The following is an 18,298-nucleotide window of genomic DNA, read 5'->3' on the forward strand; positions in this document are numbered from 1 at the left end:
TTATGGGGCGCTGCGCGCCACCATCGCCTCGATCCCGGCGATCAGTAGGTCCAGGGCGAACTCGAAGTCCCTCTCCCACATTTCCTCGACCGTGTCGCCGCCCCGGGCTGCCATGAGCTCCGAGGCGTCCTGGACGATGTCGGCGGTGTCCGGGGCCTGGGTGACCGTGCTCATGGCGTGCTGGAAGTAGTCGTCCGGGGTCATGCCGAAGGCCGCGCTGCGGGTGACGAAGTGGCCCTCCATCGTGCCGAAGCCGTAGACGAACTGGAAGACGGCGGAGATGGCGGCCACCAGGCCGTGCGCGGGCAGACCGGTCTTGCGGATGACCCGCTGGACGTGGCGGGAGAAGGCGAGGCTGTTCGGGCCGATGTTGACGTAGGTGCCGATCAGCGGCGACAGCCAGGGGTGACGGACCAGCAGGTCGCGGTAGCCGCGGGCCAGTGCGCGCAGCTGGTCGTGCCAGTCCTCGTCCGCCTCCGGGTCCGGCAGCGTCAGTTCGCCGAACGCGGCGTCGAGGGCGAGTTCGAGGAGGTCGTCCTTGGTGTCGACGTACCAGTAGACGGACATCGCGGTCACGTTCAGCTCGGCGGCCAGCCGCCGCATCGAGAACTTGGCCAGTCCCTCGGCGTCCAGCAACCGGACGGTGGCCGCGGTGATGCGGTCCCGGTCGAGCCCGGAGGGCTGTCCCCCACCGCCACGACCGCCTCGACGCGCTTTGCCCTCCAGCCAGACGCTGGCACGCGCGGACTGCCCGGCCGACCTCACCATGGCGCACCCTTCCTAGACGTTCGAAGCGCCGGTCACGGTACGCGACCCTTCAAGGGCGCGGGACTGCGCCTGACATGCGGCTCCGCCGCGTGGGCGCGACCAGCCGCAACGGCCCCGCAGCCGCCCGACAACCCTATGTCCCGAGGCCTTGGGCGGACTCTGCCCGCTCAGCCCGTCGCAGCAACACCGCCGCGACCAAACCCCCGGACAACACAGCCACCGCCCCCACCAGCTGACTGGTCTCCAGCCCGGAGGCGAACGCGTCCGTGATCCGCACCCTCTCCCCCTCCGACCGCGCGGCCGCCAACGCCCCCGGCAGGGACACCGCGGCGACCGGAATCAGCGCGGCGAAGCGGGCGTTGAGCACCGCCCCGAGCACCGCGACGCCGAGCCCTGTGCCGAACTCCGCCACCATGCCGTTGATCCCGCCGCCGACCCCCGCCTTCGCCGGCGGAATCGCACTCATGATCGCGTGAGACATCGCCGGACTCGCCACCGCGGCTCCGGCACCGATGAGCACCAGCCCCAGCAGCGTGCCGGTGTACCCGCCGGAGGGCATCAAGGCGATGGAGGCGAGGCCGCCGGCCATCACCGCCATGCCCAGCCCGATGGCTAGCGGAGTCCCCAGCCGGGTCGCCCACTTCGTCGCCACACCGGTGAAGTTGAGCGCCACGATCATCAGGGCGAGCGGAGCTGTCCGCAGGCCGGCCTCCAGGGGCTCGTAGCCGAGCACGAACTGCATGTGCTGCGTGAGCAGGAAGAGTGATCCCCCCATCCCGAAGGTGATCAGCACGCCTCCCGCGATCGCTCCCGTGAACTGCCGGTTCTGGAAGAAGTGCAGGTCGAGCATGGGGTACGGGATCCGGCTCTCCCAGGACGCGAAGGCGGCCAGCACGACGATCGCCACGGCCGCCGTCACCAGGACCCGGCCGGACGTCCAGCCGTGCTCGGGCCCGGAGATGATCGCGTAGACCAGGGAGGCCATGCCGATCGTGGAGAGCACCGCGCCCAGCAGGTCGGGCCGGTCACCCTGCGGGTTCTTCGACTCCGGGACGAGCACCACGACGGCCACCAGCGCGAGCACCGCGACCGGAATGTTGATCAGGAAGATCGCGCCCCACCAGAAGTGGTTCAGCATGAAACCGCCGAGTAGGGGTCCGGCCGCGAAGCCCAGTGAGTTCACCGCGGCCCAGATGCCGATCGCCTTCGGCTGCTCCTCGGGCGTGAAGATCTGGATCGCCACGGCCAGGACGGTGGTCATCAGCAGCGCGCCGCCGACGCCCATCCCGGCCCGCGCCGCGATCAACTGGCCCGTGGAGTCGGCGAGACCGGCCACCAGCGAGCCCACGCCGAACAGCGCCAGGCCCGCGACCAGCATCTTCTTGCGGCCGTAGCGGTCGGCGGCGCTGCCCGCGGTGAGCAGCAGACCCGACTGCACGAGCGAATAGGCGTTGATCATCCACTGGATATCGGAGGTGCCGGCGTCCAGCTCACGGGTGAGCGAGGGGATGGCCACGTTCAGGACGGTGTTGTCGAGCACCACAGTGAGGACCGCGAGGCAGAGGACACCGAGGATCAGCCAGCGCTGCGGATGGCCGCCAGGAGCCTGGGGCTGCGGCTGGACCGGGGCCTGTTCCTGGGGGGACGTCGTCATGTTGTACACCGTAGAGCACTTCCTGTACGGCGTACAACGGAGATACGGCCGGAGATACGGCCGGAGATACGACGAGGGGCGGTGGCCCAGGCCACCGCCCCTTGTCGCAGGGACCGTCAGCTGTCGCTCTTCGGCTGCGTCAGGTCGTAGAACGTCGTGCCGTCGACCGTCACCGACTCGAAGTTCTCCTGGACCCAGGAGCTGATCTGCGAGGAGGTGCCGTCGCTGCTGCCGCCCATGCCGCCGCCGCTGCCACTGGCGATGAAGTAGTGGATCTTGCCGTCCGCCACGTACTTCTTGAACTGGGCCGGCGTCGGGGACGGGTCGGTGCCGTTGAAGCCGCCGATCGCCATCACCGGGTCGCCGGTGGAGAGCTGGTAGCTCGCGGCGTTCTGGGCGCCGATGGCCGCGGCCGCCCAGGTGTAGTCACCCGCGTTCTTCTCCAGCAGTTCCTTGGCCTCGTCGCTGACGCTGGCGCCGTTGAGCAGACCGCCCATGCCGCCACCGCCGCCGTCACTCATGCCACCACCGGGCATGCCGCCCTGCTGGTTCTGGCCTTGGCCCTGCTGGTTCTGGGTGGTGCCGTTGCCGTTCTGCTGGCCCTGCTGACCGGGCATGCCGCCGCCGGGGAAGCCGTTGCCGTTCTGCTGGTTCTGGCCGCCCTGCTGGTTGTTCTGGCCCTGTTGGCCCGGCATGCCGCCGCCGAAGCCGCCGCGACCACCGGGACCGCCGCCGCCACCCGGGCCACCGCGGCCGCCCGCGACGGCGGGGCCGGCCGTGACGATCGAGCCGGTGTGGCCCTCGTTCACCGTGGTGAGGGTGTACGCGGCCGGGCCCGCCAGCGCGGCGGTGAGGCCCAGGCCGACGACGCCCATGGTGAGTTGACGGCCCAGCCTGTCTGCGAAGACCAGGCCGAGCGCCGCCGCCAGACCGCCGACCAGGACGACCCACTTCAGCCAGGGCAGGTAGTCGGAGGAGCGGTTGAGCAGGACGTAGCCCCAGACCGCGGTGGCCGTCATCGCGGCCGCCAGGCTCAGCGAGGCCCAGGCCTTGTCGCGCTTCTCCCACAGGAGCGCCGCGCCCATGCCGATCAGCGGGGCGATGTAGGGGGCGAGGGCCACCGTGTAGTACTCGTGGAAGATGCCCTGCATGTAGCTGAAGACCAGCATGGTCGTGATCAGCGCGCCGCCCCAGACGAGGAACGACCCGCGGGTCACCGACGTACGGCTCGCCTTGCGGGTGGCCACCAGGGCCGCGACCAGCAGGATCAGCGCGGCCGGGATCAGCCAGGAGATCTGGCCGCCGATGGAGGAGCTGAACAGGCGGTCCCAGCCGGTCTCGCCCCAGTTGCCGCCGCCGGTGCCGCCGCCACCGCCGCCGACGCTGCCGGTCTCCTCGCCGTTGAGCCGGCCGAGGCCGTTGTAGCCGAAGGTCAGCTCCAGGAAGGAGTTGTTCTGCGAGCCGCCGATGTACGGGCGGGAGGAGGCGGGCCACAGCTCGACGATGGCGACCCACCAGCCGCCGGAGACGACGATCGCGGCGAGGCCCCCGGCCAGCTGACCGATCCGCTTCTTCACCGACACCGGGGCGCAGACGCCGTAGACGAGGGCGAGCGGCGGCAGGATCAGGAAGGCCTGGAGGGTCTTGGCGAGGAACGCGAAGCCGATCGCGGCGCCGGCCCACAGCAGCCACCTGGTACGGCCGTCCTCCAGGGCGCGGATGACGAAGTAGCAGGCCACGGCCATCAGCAGGGCCAGCATCGCGTCCGGGTTGTTGAACCGGAACATCAGCGCCGCGACGGGGGTGAGCGCGAGCACCGCCCCCGAGATCAGACCGGCCGCGGGGCTGAACCGGCGGCGTACGGCCGCGTAGACCACGGCGACCGTGCCGACGCCCATGAGGACCTCGGGGAGGAGGATCGCCCAGGAGTGCAGGCCGAAGAGGCGCACCGACAGGGCCATCGGCCACAGGGAGGCCGGGGGTTTGTCGACGGTGATGGCGTTGGCCGCGTCCAGCGAGCCGAAGAAGAAGGCCTTCCAGGACTGGCTGCCGGCCTGAACGGCCGCCGAGTAGAAGGAGTTGGCGTAGCCCGAGGCGCTCAGGTTGTAGAGGTGGAGGACGAGGGTGGCGAGGAGGAGGCCGAAGAAGGCCGGGCGGGCCCAGCGCGGGTCCTCGGGCCGGCCGCGCCACAGTCGCCGTACGAAAGGCTGCTTGGGTTCACCGGCGTCGGGGGCCGGGGTGGCGGGCGTGGAGTGGGTGGAGTCCGTGGGGTCCGTGGGATCCGTGCGGTCCGTGGGGTGCGGGGGGTGCGGGGGCGGTCCCCAGGTCTCGGGGCTCGTGTCTCTGTCGGGCGTCGTCGTCCGGTCGTAGTGGATGGTCATCGGGAGTCCCTCGGGTCGGTGTCGTGCGGGCGCACCGGCTGGAGTTGCACGGTGTGGTCCCGCCAGGTGCCGTCCGCGGCTTCACCGGCGCGGAACTGTGCGGTGTCGTACGTGGGGCGGGGCGCGCTCTGCGCCATCGGGCGCTGCGCCGCCGGGTGTTGCGGGAGCGGGCGTTGCGGAAGCGGGCCGTACGGGGCGGCGGGTTGGCCGGCCATGGAGTAGGTCGGCGAGGACGGGGTGGGGACCGGCAGGTGGGAGACGACGACCGTCGAGTCGGTGTCGCCGCGGTCCGGGAACACCCAGGCCCGGAAGAGCAGGAAGCGCAGGACCGTCGCCGCGAGGTTGGCGGCGATGAGGACCGCGAGTTCGGTGGAGTGCGCGGGGTCGCTGCTGGCCGCGTTGAGGGCGGCGAGCGAACCGCTGGTCAGGGCGAGGCCGATGCCGAAGACGACCAGGCCCTGCGCCTGGTGCCGTACGGCGCCGCCGGGGCCGCGCACTCCGAAGGTGAGGCGCCGGTTGGCCGCCGTGTTGGCGATCGCGGAGACCAGGAGGGCGAGCGCGTTGGCGATCTGCGAACCGGTGAAGACGCGGAAGCCGCTGTAGAGGAGGAGGTAGAAGAGGGTGGAGAGGGCGCCGACGACGCAGAAGCCGACGAGCTGGCGGGCCAGGCCCTTGGGTACGTCCTGGATCTCGCGGTCGCGGGGGTCGTCGCCGAAGGGGCGGGTGAGCCGGTCCAGCGGCAGCGAGCCGGTGGCCAGGGCCCTGCCGACCCGCCACACGCCCTTGAGGTCGTCGGTCGCCGTCTTCACGATGTGGACCGTGGAGTCGGGGTCGTCGACCCAGTCGACCGGCACCTCGTGGATCCGCAGCCCCGCGCGCTCGGCGAGCACCAGCATCTCCGTGTCGAAGAACCATCCGGTGTCCTCGACCAGCGGCAGCAGCACCTGCGCGACATCTCGCCGTATGGCCTTGAAACCGCACTGCGCGTCCGAGAAGCGGGCCTGGAGCGAGCCGCGCAGGATGAGGTTGTAGGCCCGGCTGATGAACTCCCGCTTGGGCCCGCGCACCACCCGCGAGCTACGGGCCAGCCGGGAGCCGATCGCCAGGTCCGAGTGACCGGAGATCAGGGGCGCCACCAGCGGGAGCAGGGCGTTGAGGTCGGTGGACAGGTCCACGTCCATGTAGGCGAGGATCGGGGCGTCCGAGGCGGACCAGACGGTCCGCAGCGCCCGGCCGCGGCCCTTCTGCTCCAGCCGGAAGGACTTGACCTCCGGAAGCTCCGCCTCCAGCCGCTGCGACACCTGGGGGGTGGTGTCCGTCGACGCGTTGTCCGCGATCGTGATGCGGAACGCGTACGGGAAGGTGCGCTTGAGGTGATCATGCAGTCTCAGCACACACGGCTGGAGGTCCTTCTCCTCGTTGTAGACGGGGATCACTACGTCCAGGACAGGCGTACCGGCGTCGCCGGCCGGGAGGTGCTCCCGCGCCGGCAGGGTGCCGGGAGAAGAGTCGGTTCGCATGAGACCGACTTTCGTCAGGCGCCCTGTTCCGCCCATGTGGTGACGCTGTGCTGTGCCTGTGAGTGCTGTTGCCAGCTCATTTCGGGGCTCGGCTGCGCGGGCAGCGCCGGCAGATGCACCGTGAAAACGGTGCGTCCGGGCACGCTGTCGACGGTCACGGCACCGCCGTGCGCGGTCGCCACGGCCTCCACGATGGCCAGGCCGAGGCCGGTCGAGCCGGAGGCACGGGAGCGCGAGGAGTCGCCGCGCGCGAACCGTTCGAAGACGTGCGGGAGCAGATCGGCCGGGATGCCCTGCCCGTTGTCCTCCACGTCCACGCACATCCAGGGGCCCCGCCGCTGAACACGGGCAGTGACCGTCGTACCGGGTGGGGTGTGGTTGCGGGCGTTGCCGAGCAGGTTGACGAGGACCTGCTGCAGCCGGGCCGCGTCCGCCGACACGAGCGCGGGCTCGTCGGGCAGGTCGAGCCGCCAGTTGTGGTCCATGCCGGCCGCGCGGGCGTCGCTGATCGTGTCGACGACGAGCGGGACGAGGTCGGTCTGCTCGAACTGGAGGGGCCGTCCGGCGTCCAACCGGGCGAGCAGCAGCAGGTCTTCGACCAGCAGCGTCATCCGGCCGGCCTCGGACTCGATACGGCCGAGGGCGTGCCGGGTGTCCGGCCCGACGTCTTCTCTGCCGCGTCTGGTCAGCTCGGCGTACCCGCGGATGGAGGCGAGGGGCGTGCGCAGCTCATGGCTGGCGTCGGCCACGAACTGCCGTACCCGCATCTCGCTCTGCTGGCGGGAGTGCAGGGCGGCGTGGACATGGTCGAGCATCCGGTTCAGCGCGGCACCGACCTGGCCGACCTCGGTGTGCGGGTCGGTCTCGGACTCGGGGACGCGTTCGCTGAGGTTGACCTCGCCGGTGTGGAGGGGGAGTTCGGAGACCCGGGTGGCGGTGGTGGCGACTCGGCGGAGGGGGCGCGTGGCTACGCCGACGATGATGGTGCCCGCGATGCCGGCGGCGACCAGGGCGGCGGCGGTGACGCTGGCTTCGATGAGGACGAGGGTGCTGAGCGTCTTGTCGGCATCCGCGGTCGGGATCGCGACGTAGTAGCTGCCGTTGTGGCCGGTCCGGTACGTGACGCGGTAGTCACCGAGGCCCGGGAGCTCGGTCGTGTGCTCGTCGCCGTCCTGGGAGACGGAGTTGAGCGCGCTGATCTGGGCCTCGTTGAGGTCGACGGGGTCCATGCCGCTGAAGTCGGCGCTGTCGGCCGACTCCTTGCCGACCTTGGCCTCGGTGATGAGGCCGTTCTGGACCTTGGCGGCGACCATGTTCTTCGAATCGGGTCCGCGCGTGACGAACTGATCGAGGGTGAAGGTCTGGGCGGGCTTGTCGTCCGTGTCCTTCTTGTCGAGGTCGGCACCAGGGGGCGCGAAGCCTGCGGCCCGTCCGCTGACCTCGCGCAGTCGGTCGTCCAGCTGCTCGTACAGATGAGACCGCAGGGCGAGCGTGGTCACCGTGCCGATCACCGCCGCGACCACGGCGATCAGTACGACCGACGCGACGACGAGCCGCGCCCGCAGGGTGCGCGGCTGACCCGCTCGTCTCTTCTGCGTACGCGGTCGTCGTCGCCCGCTCATGACGCGGCGGGCTTGATCAGGTAACCGGCACCACGCCGGGTGTGGATCATCGGCTCGCGACCGGCGTCGATCTTCCGGCGCAGGTAGGAGATGTAGAGCTCGACGACGTTGGCCTGCCCGCCGAAGTCGTACGACCACACGCGGTCGAGTATCTGGGCCTTGCTGAGCACACGCCGCGGATTACGCATGAGGAACCGCAGCAGCTCGAACTCGGTGGCGGTGAGATGGATGTTCTCCCCGGCCCGCGACACTTCGTGGCTGTCCTCGTCGAGGGTGAGGTCCCCGACGACCAGCACGGAGTCGGACCGCCGGTCAGCGGCCCCGGACCGCCGGATGAGCCCCCGCAGCCGGGCGACGACCTCTTCCAGGCTGAACGGCTTGGTGACGTAGTCGTCCCCACCGGCGGTGAGCCCGGCGATACGGTCCTCGACCGCGTCCTTGGCCGTCAGGAACAGCACCGGCACGTCCGGCAGATCCCGCCGCAGCCGCCCGAGGACGGTCAGCCCGTCCATGTCCGGCAGCATCATGTCCAGGACGACGGCGTCGGGCCGGAACTCACGCGCGGTCTGCACCGCACCGGTGCCGTCACCGGCACTCCGGATCTGCCAGCCCTCATAGCGCAGGGCCATGGACAGAAGTTCGGTGATCGACAGCTCGTCGTCCACCACAAGCACTCGGACGGGGCTCCCGTCCGGCCTCAGCAGTTCGGTGCGCCCCTGGGGCGAGGTCGTGGTCATGGTGAACACGATGTCGGGGTCCTCTGAGAACACGCTTTCTGAAACCTGTCTCGACTTTGCGGAGAATCGTGATCTTGAACAGATAGTGGCTTCCCTGTTCGGGTGAGCCCGCTGAGTGGCTTGCGGAACGTCAGGCTGAACGTGAAGAACCATCAGCGGTGTTGATCCAACCGCCTCGAAGCGAGGAAGTTGCCGCTGATGGTTCCGGGGATGACGTTACCGGCGTCGTTGCTGCTTGTTCTGCAGGTCACTCGTCCGTGTTTCACGAAGCATTCGTTCGAGACGTTCTGCCATCTGGTGGCCGGGATGGCCGCGCAGACGGGGCGGCGTACGGTCACCGGGATGCTGACGGGGGCGGGACTGTCGCGGCTGTGGCCGCACCGCAGGGCCCACGCCTTCTTCTCTGAGGCCTCGTGGGATCCCGACCAGCTCGGCCTGCGCCTGGCCCGAGCCGTGGTCGAAGCCCTGCTCCCAGCGGACGCGCCGATCCTGGCTGTCGTCGACGACACCCTGCTGCACCGGGTCGGCAGGAAGGTCTTCGGGGCGCTGTGGGCGCATGACGGCTCCGGGCGGGGCAAGGACAAGCTCGGGTTCGGCAACACCTGGGTCATCTGCGCGGTCGTGGTCCGCCTGCCCTTCCTCGCCAAGCCGGTCGCTGTGCCGGTGGCCGCCCGGCTGTGGCGGGGCAAGGCCACCGCCTCCCGCACCGACCTGGCCCTGGAGATGGTCCACGACCTGGCCGCGCTCTTCCCCGGCCGCACTCTCCACGTCACCGGCGACGCTGCCTACCACTCCGGCAAGGTCGCCGACCTGCCCCCGTCGGTCACCTTCACCACCCGACTCCCGCGCAACGCCGCCCTGTCCGCGCCGACCCCCGCCCAAGACCAACAAGCGGGGACGGCCCCGCAAGAAGGGCAGGGCGCTGGGCTCACTGACCGCGATTGCCCAGACGGCGACATGGCGCCTTGCCGTCGTGGAGCGTTACGGGCGCATGGAGTTCGTGTGGATCACCGAGAGGGAATGCCTGTGGTACGGAGCCTTCAAGGACCTCCCGGTCCGCCTCGTCCTGATCCGCGACCTGAACTCGACCCGCCCGTACGACCTCGCTCTGATCAGCACCGACCTGGTCAGTCCCGCCGACGACCTCATTGAACGGTACGGCACGCGCTGGCCGATCGAATCGATCTTCGAGCACATGCGCCAGGATCTCGGCGTCGGCCAGGCCCGCAACCGCACCCGGCGCGCGGTGGAGCGCACCGTCCCCTTCGGCCTGGCCGTCTACACCATCGTCGTCCTCTGGTACGCCGCCCACGGGCACCACCCCGCCGACATCGCCGACCGGCGCGCACGACAGCCCTGGTACGCGACGAAGGCGACCCCGGCGTTCAGCGACATGGTGATCAAGCTTCGCCGGACGATCATCGCCGCCCGCCATATTCACAACCCTGCAGGTCAACCCGGTCCCGATGAAATCGCCGCGGTCATCCGCGCCTGGGAAGCAGCCGCGGCGTAGAGCCCGCCACCCCAAGATCACCATTCGCTACAAACACGAGAACCTGTGAATTCCCTAAGAAACGCACAGGAGGCTCTCAGGCAGCTCTTGGGATGTACCGGGAAGTACTGGGCCTTCGATGCCACCGGTCCCGGACGGCACCTCAGCGCTCCCCTGGTCAGACGGGTCGGCGGTCAGCCAGTCGGGCTGTCAGGCGGCCGTACTGCCCACCATGAGGATCTTGATGGCGATGCTGCCACCGTCGATCTCGTAGGTTGCTCTGTACACACCGACCCGCAGCCGCCTCAGGTTGGTGGTGCCGAGCTTGCTGCTTGTGCCGGGTTCGGGGTTGTGGGCGAGGGTGTTGATCGCCTTCACGAAGGGCTTCACCGCGTCGCCGTCACGGGCCCGGAGCCGTTTGAGGCCTTCGGAAGCCGTCCATTCCCAGATGATCGTGTAACTCAACGGGCCTCGATCCCGGCGACGATGGCGTCGATCTCGGACTGGCCGGACTTCGGACCGCCGACGGCACGCGCGAAGAGGGACACGGCCACATCGGCGAAGTCGATCGCCTGCTCGCGCGCCTCCGTGTCAGGGGCGGCGTCGGCCAGTGCCTGCGTCCACCAGTGGTTGAGGAACGCCTCGAAACCGCCGGAGTCCGCCAGGGCGCCCAGCTCCGCATAGAAGTCGGCGCGGTGATCGAGCCGCAGCGCCGCCCCGATGCCATCGATCGTGCGCTGGAGGACATCGCCCGTGAACCCGGTGGCCTCCCGGGCTTCCTCCACCGCGTCCCGCCACTCGCCTGCCATCCGCGTCCCCTTCCGCCGTGCGGCCAAGGTACCGCTACGGCATCTTCTGAGCCGGCTGAGCACGCTACGCATCGAAGCTCCTAGGGATGTCGACTTCCGCCCAGACGGTCTTGCCCACGGTGAGCTTCTCGACCGCCCATCGATCGGCGTACGTACGGACGAGGAGGAGACCGCGGCCGAACTGGTCACCGGGGTCGGCGGTACGGGTGGCCGGGAGCCGTTCGCCTCTCGGGTCGCTGACGGCGACTCGGAGCGCCTTGCCGGTGAGGGACGTCTCAACACGGAACAGGCGATCCCGCAGGCAGCCGTGCAGTAAGGCGTTCGTGCACAACTCGCTTGCCAGTAGCGCCGCGTCATCGGCGACGCCGGGATGACCCCAGTCGACGGCGAGTTGGACGACGTGTCGGCGGGCGAGGGGGATGTTGCGGGGGTACGGGGTGTAGCTGACGGTGTCGTAGCGGTCGTAGGACTTGACCTTGAGGGTGGGGATTCCGGGAGGGCAGGAGTCGGTCATGCGGTTCCTCCGGTGGGCTGGTGGTTGGGGTGGCTTCGCCGTGCGGGCAGCACGGTGCACTTCCGCCAACTGGTGTCGCTTAGTGGGTGATTGAGTACCTACGGTAGGCGCATAGCCGATGTGGCAGCAATCGAACGTCGGCAGAAAATTTCCTGCCGAGTTTGTGAGTTGCTCGCAGGGGACTACAGACTGAGTCGACTCATCAAGGGGGATCGCTGCATGGGGAACAACCCTGACCGCGGACGAACCATCACGACTGTGCTCGGACGCAGACTCGGTGGCGAGCTGCTGCACATGCGGGAGTCCTGCGGTCTACGTCAGATGCAGGCAGCCGAGGCGCTGACCGCATCCGTCACGAAGGTGGCGAAGATCGAGCGCGGGCAAGTGCCGATGCGCGATCCCGACGTCCGGGCTCTGTGTCATCTGTACGGCCAGAACGACGAGGTCGTGATCGGAAAACTGCTGGCGCTCGCGAAGGCGGACCGTGAGCGACGCAAGGCGCACGGCTGGTGGAACCAGTACCCACAGTTGCAGTCGATGGTCGAGTACGTGGCACTCGAAGAAATCGCGACCAACATCCGCACCTGGCAACTGGCCATCGTCCCAGGTTTGTTGCAGACGCCGGACTATGCGCGAGCGCTTGCGGTCGGCAACGGTCACTGGGAGGACCCGGACGAGATCGAGCCGTTCGTCGAGTCCCGGATGGCCAGGCAGGCTCGGCTGGACGGCGAGAGTCCTCTGGAGCTCTGGGCAGTCGTCCACGAGGCAGCCCTGCGGCAGCTGGTCGGTGGGCGGGACGTCATGCGGGCCCAATTGGAGCACCTGCTGGGCTTGGCGCGGCGTCCGAATGTGAAGCTACAGGTGCTTCCTTATCTCGCAGGTGCCCATCCAGGCATGACCAGCGCCTTCACCATCGTGTCGTTCACCGAGCCCGGCGCGCTGGACGTAGTCCACGTGGATACCGCCTCGTCGACCCTCTGGTTGGAGAGCAATACTGATGCCGACCACCACAACGGGCTCTTCGAGCGCCTCACGCGGCTGAGCCTCGCACAGCGCAACTCGGTCAGATTGATCGACGGGATCCTGAAGGAGATGTAGTCGGCATGCCCGCATACGAGTTCGTCAAGTCCAGCTACAGCGGCGGCAACGCCGGCCAGGAATGCGTCGAAGTCGCCCGCAACATCCCCGGCACCATCGCCCTCCGCGACTCCAAGGACACAGACCGGGCGATACTCCGAATAACGCCGGGAGCCTGGACGGCCTTCCTGCAGGATTGTGAACCGTGCCGTACTCCGAGTTCGTGAAGTCCAGTTACAGCAGCGGCAACGGCGAGTGCATCGAAGTCGCCCGCAACATAGCCGGCACCGTCGCCGTCCGAGACTCCAAGGACGCCGACGGACCAGCACTCCGACTCAGGCCCGGGACCTGGACAGCCTTCCTTCACCTGGTCTCACAGCACGGCTGAAGCACTGTGCGGCGAGGGCCGCGCCTCACCCGACTGGCCGGTCCGAAGCAGCCTCCCGCTCAAACCCACTGCTGTGCTCGACCCTGGCGATATGCAGCGCGTACCGCTCATACCAGTGCGCACGCCCGTGCGCCTTGGCCGCACGATGCTCCGCATGATCGCGCCACTGCTCGATGCCGGCGAGGTCCCTGAAGTAAGCGACGGTGATCGAGAGACCGCCGGGGGCGCGGGCGGAGTCCTCGCCGAGGAACCCGGGGATCTCCTTGACGAGCTCGCCCATGCGCTGGGCGGTCGCGCCGTATCCGCCCTCCCCGTCGGTGCGTACGGAGGTGAACACGACGGCGTAGTACGGAGGTTCGTGAGCGGGGACGGGGACGGAGACGGGGACAGGAACGACAGGTGCTATGCGGTGATCACTCATGTCACCTACGGTCGGCTCCCGCACCACGCGGCGTCCAGGTTCCTTGCCGAAAGGGATCCGGGAGGGATCCAACTCTTTACCGTCCCCGCTGCCGGCGGTCTATGAGCACCTCGGCCGCCTGCCGCTACCAGGCCGACGAGGGCGAGGCAGTCACCTGCTGGCGCCGGTCAGAACAACCCGTCCTGCACGCTCACGTCCTCCCTGAACGCCCGCAGAGGCAGCGAGAGTTCGTCACCGACGGCCGGAATCAGCTCCCACCCCCGCATCAGCCGCGTATCGACGACAACCACCCCACCGCCCGTCTCCACATGCAGATCCGGCCCCGCAGCCGCCACCAACCGCCCGCTCACCACCCCGCCCGCGACAAGCTCGGTCACCTCTCCGACAGCGGCAGGGAGATCGGCTAGCCCGAACACCCCGGCGTGATCGACAGGTTGGCAGGGCTCACGGTCGAGTGACTCCGGCCAGGCGGGGAGGGCGACGGCGCGGGTGTGCAGGTCCGCCACCTCGGCCGCCCGCTCCGCCGCCGACGCCGGCAGCGCGGAACGTACGGCCCGCTTGGCGGCGTACGGGAGGCGGTCCGGCACCCGGAGTGCGGCCCGCAGCAGTTCTTCGGTGCGCCGGGCCGCCATCAGCGGGCCGACGCCGAGCCAGCTGAAGCAGATCGCCCCCTGCTCCAGCAGCCGTGCCGAGCCGCGCTCAAGGGCGGTGATGCCGACCTTGGTCATGCCGGGGCCGAACCAGGCCAGATATACGTGGTACGGGCGCGGATCGTCCGCGATCGTGTCGGCGGCCACCGAGTGCGCCCGGTCCAGCCGCGCGCACTCCTCGCAGCGCGCCCCCGTACTCCGCCCGGGCACGATCGCCCGCACCGGACAGGCATGCCCCCGCGCTCCCAGGCATGTCCGCACGCCCCCTTCCGCGACCCCGAAGGCCACCCGTTTCCCCCAGGTCAGCGCGGAGCGCCGGCCGCCGTCCCATGCCAGCTCAGGGCCGTCCGCCGACCATCGCAGACCCGAGCATCTCCACGCCTGTGCCATCGCTCTTCGAGCCTAGAGGCAGGCACTGACAACGCCCGTCCCGTCTCAACGCGCTTCGGCGACCGCCGGCTCCTGCTCCCCGGTGACGACGACCGGCACGGCCTCCGTCGCCCTCGCCGCCGCACGCCGTCCCCGTCCCGCCAGCCGGCACGACCAGCACTCCGCATGCCCGTCCCGCGCGCTCAGGTCGCGCGTCCCCATCCGCCACTGGCCCCGAGGCCGTACACCCGGCGGCTTGCCCCAGCCGGAAAGGTGCAGGCCCCAGGTGATGAGCACGCTCACCGCCACGATGCCCAGCCCGCCTGTGATCAGCACGGCCGAGACCATGCATATCCCCGCCCCCACGACGGCGGAACCGATCGTCGCGATCGCGGTTCCGGTCCATCCTGCGACCGTATGTCCCTCGTCATACTGGCTCATGTGCCTGCTCCCTCTCCCGGGATCCCTCACAATGTAAGAAGTTTAGCGACTAAATCTCTCACGAGCTAAGGCAATCCGAAAAGATGCAAGCCAAGCCGCGTCCCACCGCCACCCCGGCCCAGGCGCTGGACGCGATGGACTCCCTCATCGCGGCCCACCTGCTCGGCCAGCAGGAGATGGCCCAGCGGCTGGGCCTGAACATCACCGACCTGCTCTGCTTCGGCTGCGTCCTGAAGGCCGGCGAGAACCTCCTCACGGCGGGCGACCTCGCGGAACACGCCCACGTCACCACCGGCGCGATGACCGGCATCCTCAACCGCCTGGAACGCGCCGGCTTCGTCACCCGCCGCCCCGACCCGGCCGACCGGCGCCGCGTCCGCGTGGCCGCCGTCCCCTCCGCGGTCACCCGGGTCGAGGCCCTCTACGGCCCCTACTACGCCCGTCTGATCGACCTCTTCGCCGACTACTCCGCCGACGAGATCGCCGTACTCACGGACTGGTTCACCCGCACGACGGGCCTCGCACAGGACTACATCGACGAACTCCGCGGCCAGGACAAGGGCTGACGGCAGGTCTGATCGGGCCGCCGGTCGGGAGGCGCACCCGACCTCGCATGGTGGAGCCTGCCCCACCATCGGTCCGGTAGAGCACTCCATCGTTTTCGCGGGCGGACAACGGAATCGTGGACCTCGGTTGATCCCGGCTGAAACCGGTCGACTCGGGCTGAAGCCCGGTTGATACCGGCTGAAGCCCGACTGAGGCACCGCTGAAGCCGCGCCGGGATGAGCTGAGTCCCTCAGAGGACAGGCCCGCCCGGAAGGAAACCGTCATGGAGTCGCAGCGCCCGTCGATGTCGCAGCGCCCGTCGATGTCGCAGCGCCCGTCGATACCGAGCCGGTCGATGCCGAGCCCGTCGGCGGCAAGCTGGGTGCCGAGCCCGTCGGTACCCAGCACCTCGAAACCCGGCCCCTCGAAGCCCGGCCCCTCGAAGCCTGCCCCCTCCAAGCCCGGCCCCCTCTCCTCCTTCGTCCGTTTCGTCGTGTGCGGCGGCGGTGTCGGGCTCCTCTCCAGCGCCGCCGTGCCGCTGTTGGCCACGGCGATGCCCTGGGCACTCGCGAACGCCCTGATCACCGTCGCCTCCACCCTCCTGTGCACCGAGCTGCACGCCGTGTTCACCTTCGGCACCGGACGCCGCCCGGGGCTGCGGCAACACCTGCAGGCCTCCGGGTCGGCCGTCGCCGCCTATCTGGCCACGACCGCCGCGATGCTCGTACTCCACGCGGTCCAGCCCTCTCCCACGCTGCTCCGGGAGCAGGCCGTCTACCTCACCGCCTCCGGGCTGGCCGGCATCGGCCGGTTCCTGGTGCTGCGGCTGTTCGTGTTCGCCGAGCGGAGGAAGCAGGCGGCTCCGGCTCGGGCTGCCTCGGCCCGGACGGCCTTGGCCCGGACCGCCTCGGCTCAGGCCGGCCCTGCTCGGATGATCCCGGCTCAGTCCCTCGGTGCCCTGTCCGTCAACGACCTCTCCCTCAACGCCCTCTCCGTCAAGGCACTCTCCGTCAAGGCCCTCTCCCCCAACGCCCTCACCACCGGCCCCCACCGCCCCGCGTACTCCCCGATGACCCCGTCCATCGCATAGCTGCGTTCTCACCGCCGTTCACCCCCTGCCGCCTCCAGGTACTCGGTGACCCGCTCCGTCGGCCACACCTCACCGATCTTGTGCCGGATGTCGAAGAGGTTCGCCGCGTGTATGTCCGGGTCCCGGTCGCCGACCGCCTCCTCCACGACGATCGGGACGAACCCGTGCTGCATGGCGTCCAGGGCGGTGGCCCGTACGCAACCGCTCGTGGTCAGGCCGCCGATGAGGAGGGTGTCGATGCGGTGGGCGGTGAGATAGGCCGCCAGTGCGGTGCCGAAGAAGGCGCTGGGGTATTGCTTGGTCACCGTCAACTCGGCCGGCGTGGGGGTGAGTCCGTCGATGAAGTCGCCGTACGGGCTGCCCTCGGCGAAGACCCGTAGCGTCGGCACCTTGCGGAAGAAGACACCGCCGTCGCTGCCGTCGAACCGGAACCGCACACGCGTGACGACCACGGGAATCCGCGCGCGCCGGGCGCCCGCCAGCAGCGCCCTCATCGCGTCCACGGCCGGTTCGACCCCGGCGTAGAGAGGGCATTCGGGGTCCACGTACGCGCGCGCCGGGTCCACCAGGAGCAGGGCCGGGGAGGTGCCGGGGGAGAGGTGCCCGCCCAAGCCGGCCCGCTCGTAGTCGTCCTCCTGGGACTCCTCCTGGGACCTCTCCTGGGACTCCTCCCGCGCCTCCTCACGCGCGGCCCGCCGCCCGGAACCGGTCACGCCCGGCGGCTCTTCATCAGCGGCTGGATCCGCGTGCCGAAGTTCTCGATGCCGTCCAGGAAGTCGTCGAAGACCAGCATGATCCCCTTGGTGCCGTTGACCTCCGCCACCTCGTCGAGCATCCTCGCGACGGTCTCGTACGACCCCACGAGCGTGCCCATGTTGAAGTTCACCGCGCCCTCGGGCAGCACGATGGTGCGGGCGGTCGAGGAGTCGTCGGCGGTGATGTCCGAGGCCGATTCGCCCGCCATGTACGCCAGTGCGGCGCGGTCGGCGTTGTCGTGGTAGTCCTGCCACTTGGCCTGCGCGGTCTCGTCGGTCTCGTCCGCGATGACCATGAAGAGGGAGAGCGCGCCGACGTCCCGGCCGGTCTCGCGCGCCGCGTCCACGAGCGTGGCCGTGGTGTCGGCGAACGCGAGCGGGGTGTTGACGCCGCTGCCGAGGATGAAGTTGTAGTCGGCGTGCTCGGCGGCGAACCGCATGCCGGTGTTGCTCTGGCCCGCTGCAACGATGTCGATGTGCCCGTCCGCCGGGCGCGGCGACAGCACGCAGTCGTCCATCTCGTAGAACTCGCCCTTGAAGTTGCTGACGCCCTCGCGCCACAGCTCCTTCATCACGGTGACGTACTCGACGGCGCGGTCGTAGCGGTTCCCGAAGTGCTCGTCGCCGGGCCACAGGCCCATCTGGGAGTACTCGCCGGGCGCCCAGCCGGTGACGATGTTGATGCCGAAGCGGCCGGGGGCGATCGAGTCGACCGTCGTGGCCATACGGGCGACGATCGCCGGGGGCAGGACGAGGATCGGCGTGGAGGCGTACAGCTTGATCCGCTCCGTGACCGCGGCCAGGCCCGCCATCAACGTGAACGACTCCAGGCAGTGGTCCCAGAACTCGGTGTCGCCGCCGAACCCCTTGAGCTTGATCATCGACAGCGCGAAGTCGAGCCCGTGCTCCTCGGCTTTCTGCACGATGGCCTTGTTCAGCTCGAACGTGGGCAGGTACTGGGGCGAACTCTTCGATATGAGCCAGCCGTTGTTGCCGATGGGGATGAATACGCCGATGTCCATGACACTCCTCAGCGGGTCGGGGGATCCCGGGTGATGCTAAGC

20 protein-coding genes and 1 pseudogene are annotated in these 18,298 nt (G+C 69.5%); 7 read left to right on the forward strand and 14 right to left on the reverse strand.

Annotated features, from left to right (window positions below):
- The 6 genes from ABIE67_RS23085 to ABIE67_RS23110 form a co-directional block, all read right to left on the reverse strand.
- Complete coding sequence (locus tag ABIE67_RS23085) at positions 1–768, reverse strand: TetR/AcrR family transcriptional regulator (protein ID WP_370260450.1); 768 nt, start codon at positions 766–768, stop codon at positions 1–3.
- A gap of 133 nt (positions 769–901) precedes the next feature.
- Positions 902–2,422 (reverse strand): MFS transporter, encoded by a 1,521-nt coding sequence (locus ABIE67_RS23090; protein WP_370260452.1) that lies wholly within the window; start codon positions 2,420–2,422, stop codon positions 902–904.
- Positions 2,423–2,538: 116 nt separating this feature from the next.
- Entirely contained in the window at positions 2,539–4,803 is a 2,265-nt protein-coding gene (locus tag ABIE67_RS23095; protein WP_370260454.1) for an ArnT family glycosyltransferase, read from the reverse strand.
- The gene (locus tag ABIE67_RS23100) at positions 4,800–6,323 is read right to left on the reverse strand and encodes a glycosyltransferase (RefSeq protein WP_370260455.1); all 1,524 of its coding nucleotides are present in this window, start codon (positions 6,321–6,323) and stop codon (positions 4,800–4,802) included. Before ABIE67_RS23100 ends, ABIE67_RS23095 begins: the two co-directional genes overlap by 4 nt.
- A gap of 14 nt (positions 6,324–6,337) precedes the next feature.
- Entirely contained in the window at positions 6,338–7,945 is a 1,608-nt protein-coding gene (locus tag ABIE67_RS23105; protein WP_370260456.1) for an ATP-binding protein, read from the reverse strand.
- On the reverse strand, positions 7,942–8,682 hold the full coding sequence (locus tag ABIE67_RS23110) for a response regulator transcription factor (RefSeq protein ID WP_048582309.1): 741 nt from the start codon (positions 8,680–8,682) through the stop codon (positions 7,942–7,944). Before ABIE67_RS23110 ends, ABIE67_RS23105 begins: the two co-directional genes overlap by 4 nt.
- A 210-nt stretch (positions 8,683–8,892) precedes the next feature.
- Here ABIE67_RS23110 and ABIE67_RS23115 point away from each other — a divergent pair, with 210 nt between their 5' ends.
- Positions 8,893–9,834 (forward strand): transposase, encoded by a 942-nt coding sequence (locus ABIE67_RS23115; protein ID WP_370260458.1) that lies wholly within the window; start codon positions 8,893–8,895, stop codon positions 9,832–9,834.
- 43 nt (positions 9,835–9,877) lie between these two features.
- A complete protein-coding gene (locus tag ABIE67_RS23120) occupies positions 9,878–10,195 on the forward strand; it encodes a hypothetical protein (RefSeq protein WP_370260459.1) in 318 nt (105 codons plus the stop codon).
- Positions 10,196–10,384: 189 nt separating this feature from the next.
- Here the strand turns inward: ABIE67_RS23120 and ABIE67_RS23125 are convergent, their stop codons facing one another.
- The 3 genes from ABIE67_RS23125 to ABIE67_RS23135 form a co-directional block, all read right to left on the reverse strand.
- Complete coding sequence (locus ABIE67_RS23125; RefSeq protein ID WP_370260460.1) at positions 10,385–10,639, reverse strand: type II toxin-antitoxin system RelE/ParE family toxin; 255 nt, start codon at positions 10,637–10,639, stop codon at positions 10,385–10,387.
- Positions 10,636–10,983 carry a hypothetical protein gene (locus ABIE67_RS23130; protein ID WP_370260461.1) on the reverse strand — a complete coding sequence of 116 codons (348 nt, stop codon included), beginning with the start codon at positions 10,981–10,983 and terminating at the stop codon, positions 10,636–10,638. The genes ABIE67_RS23125 and ABIE67_RS23130 overlap by 4 nt, the downstream gene beginning before the upstream one ends.
- A gap of 64 nt (positions 10,984–11,047) precedes the next feature.
- Positions 11,048–11,497: an ATP-binding protein gene (locus tag ABIE67_RS23135; RefSeq protein ID WP_370260462.1), complete on the reverse strand. Its 450-nt coding sequence runs from the start codon at positions 11,495–11,497 to the stop codon at positions 11,048–11,050.
- Positions 11,498–11,716: 219 nt separating this feature from the next.
- Here ABIE67_RS23135 and ABIE67_RS23140 point away from each other — a divergent pair, with 219 nt between their 5' ends.
- Genes ABIE67_RS23140 through ABIE67_RS23150 form a run of 3 tightly spaced genes read left to right on the forward strand, consistent with a single transcriptional unit; the run spans position 11,717 to position 12,962 of the window.
- A complete protein-coding gene (locus ABIE67_RS23140) occupies positions 11,717–12,595 on the forward strand; it encodes a helix-turn-helix domain-containing protein (RefSeq protein WP_370260463.1) in 879 nt (292 codons plus the stop codon).
- A gap of 5 nt (positions 12,596–12,600) precedes the next feature.
- Entirely contained in the window at positions 12,601–12,801 is a 201-nt protein-coding gene (locus ABIE67_RS23145; protein WP_370260464.1) for a DUF397 domain-containing protein, read from the forward strand.
- Positions 12,780–12,962, forward strand: a complete 183-nt coding sequence (locus ABIE67_RS23150; RefSeq protein WP_370260465.1) for a DUF397 domain-containing protein — start codon at positions 12,780–12,782, stop codon at positions 12,960–12,962. The genes ABIE67_RS23145 and ABIE67_RS23150 overlap by 22 nt, the downstream gene beginning before the upstream one ends.
- Before the next feature lie 25 nt (positions 12,963–12,987).
- Here ABIE67_RS23150 and ABIE67_RS23155 read toward each other — a convergent pair whose 3' ends face one another.
- The 3 genes from ABIE67_RS23155 to ABIE67_RS23165 form a co-directional block, all read right to left on the reverse strand.
- A complete protein-coding gene (locus ABIE67_RS23155; protein WP_370260466.1) occupies positions 12,988–13,383 on the reverse strand; it encodes an antibiotic biosynthesis monooxygenase in 396 nt (131 codons plus the stop codon).
- 167 nt (positions 13,384–13,550) lie between these two features.
- Positions 13,551–14,423, reverse strand: a complete 873-nt coding sequence (locus ABIE67_RS23160) for a DUF2797 domain-containing protein (RefSeq protein ID WP_370260467.1) — start codon at positions 14,421–14,423, stop codon at positions 13,551–13,553.
- 45 nt (positions 14,424–14,468) lie between these two features.
- Positions 14,469–14,843 (reverse strand): HGxxPAAW family protein, encoded by a 375-nt coding sequence (locus tag ABIE67_RS23165; RefSeq protein ID WP_370260468.1) that lies wholly within the window; start codon positions 14,841–14,843, stop codon positions 14,469–14,471.
- Between the two features lie 83 nt (positions 14,844–14,926).
- Here ABIE67_RS23165 and ABIE67_RS23170 point away from each other — a divergent pair, with 83 nt between their 5' ends.
- Together ABIE67_RS23170 and ABIE67_RS23175 are read left to right on the forward strand one after the other, a co-directional pair.
- Positions 14,927–15,409: a MarR family winged helix-turn-helix transcriptional regulator gene (locus ABIE67_RS23170; protein WP_370260470.1), complete on the forward strand. Its 483-nt coding sequence runs from the start codon at positions 14,927–14,929 to the stop codon at positions 15,407–15,409.
- Between the two features lie 473 nt (positions 15,410–15,882).
- A pseudogene (locus ABIE67_RS23175) lies at positions 15,883–16,240 on the forward strand (GtrA family protein); the annotation flags it as partial.
- Positions 16,241–16,487: 247 nt separating this feature from the next.
- On the opposite strand, the gene ABIE67_RS23180 reads toward ABIE67_RS23175, so the two are convergent.
- The gene (locus ABIE67_RS23180; protein ID WP_370260471.1) at positions 16,488–17,192 is read right to left on the reverse strand and encodes an isochorismatase family protein; all 705 of its coding nucleotides are present in this window, start codon (positions 17,190–17,192) and stop codon (positions 16,488–16,490) included.
- Entirely contained in the window at positions 17,189–18,256 is a 1,068-nt protein-coding gene (rutA, locus tag ABIE67_RS23185; RefSeq protein WP_370260472.1) for a pyrimidine utilization protein A, read from the reverse strand. Before rutA ends, ABIE67_RS23180 begins: the two co-directional genes overlap by 4 nt.
- Positions 18,257–18,298: the final 42 nt, after the last annotated feature.

It is taken from the genome of Streptomyces sp. V4I8 (genome assembly GCF_041261225.1).
Lineage (GTDB): Bacteria > Actinomycetota > Actinomycetes > Streptomycetales > Streptomycetaceae > Streptomyces.

Bases quoted from the DNA above. Each gene is read 5' to 3' on its own strand.
- ABIE67_RS23085 (WP_370260450.1), bottom strand. From the start codon at position 768: ATGGTGAGGTCGGCCGGGCAGTCCGCGCGTGCCAGCGTCTGGCTGGAG.
- ABIE67_RS23090 (WP_370260452.1), bottom strand. From the start codon at position 2,422: ATGACGACGTCCCCCCAGGAACAGGCCCCGGTCCAGCCGCAGCCCCAG.
- ABIE67_RS23095 (WP_370260454.1), bottom strand. From the start codon at position 4,803: ATGACCATCCACTACGACCGGACGACGACGCCCGACAGAGACACGAGC.
- ABIE67_RS23100 (WP_370260455.1), bottom strand. From the start codon at position 6,323: ATGCGAACCGACTCTTCTCCCGGCACCCTGCCGGCGCGGGAGCACCTC.
- ABIE67_RS23105 (WP_370260456.1), bottom strand. From the start codon at position 7,945: ATGAGCGGGCGACGACGACCGCGTACGCAGAAGAGACGAGCGGGTCAG.
- ABIE67_RS23110 (WP_048582309.1), bottom strand. From the start codon at position 8,682: ATGACCACGACCTCGCCCCAGGGGCGCACCGAACTGCTGAGGCCGGAC.
- ABIE67_RS23115 (WP_370260458.1), top strand. From the start codon at position 8,893: ATGACGTTACCGGCGTCGTTGCTGCTTGTTCTGCAGGTCACTCGTCCG.
- ABIE67_RS23120 (WP_370260459.1), top strand. From the start codon at position 9,878: ATGCGCCAGGATCTCGGCGTCGGCCAGGCCCGCAACCGCACCCGGCGC.
- ABIE67_RS23130 (WP_370260461.1), bottom strand. From the start codon at position 10,983: ATGGCAGGCGAGTGGCGGGACGCGGTGGAGGAAGCCCGGGAGGCCACC.
- ABIE67_RS23135 (WP_370260462.1), bottom strand. From the start codon at position 11,497: ATGACCGACTCCTGCCCTCCCGGAATCCCCACCCTCAAGGTCAAGTCC.
- ABIE67_RS23140 (WP_370260463.1), top strand. From the start codon at position 11,717: ATGGGGAACAACCCTGACCGCGGACGAACCATCACGACTGTGCTCGGA.
- ABIE67_RS23145 (WP_370260464.1), top strand. From the start codon at position 12,601: ATGCCCGCATACGAGTTCGTCAAGTCCAGCTACAGCGGCGGCAACGCC.
- ABIE67_RS23155 (WP_370260466.1), bottom strand. From the start codon at position 13,383: ATGAGTGATCACCGCATAGCACCTGTCGTTCCTGTCCCCGTCTCCGTC.
- ABIE67_RS23160 (WP_370260467.1), bottom strand. From the start codon at position 14,423: ATGGCACAGGCGTGGAGATGCTCGGGTCTGCGATGGTCGGCGGACGGC.
- ABIE67_RS23165 (WP_370260468.1), bottom strand. From the start codon at position 14,843: ATGAGCCAGTATGACGAGGGACATACGGTCGCAGGATGGACCGGAACC.
- ABIE67_RS23170 (WP_370260470.1), top strand. From the start codon at position 14,927: ATGCAAGCCAAGCCGCGTCCCACCGCCACCCCGGCCCAGGCGCTGGAC.
- rutA (WP_370260472.1), bottom strand. From the start codon at position 18,256: ATGGACATCGGCGTATTCATCCCCATCGGCAACAACGGCTGGCTCATA.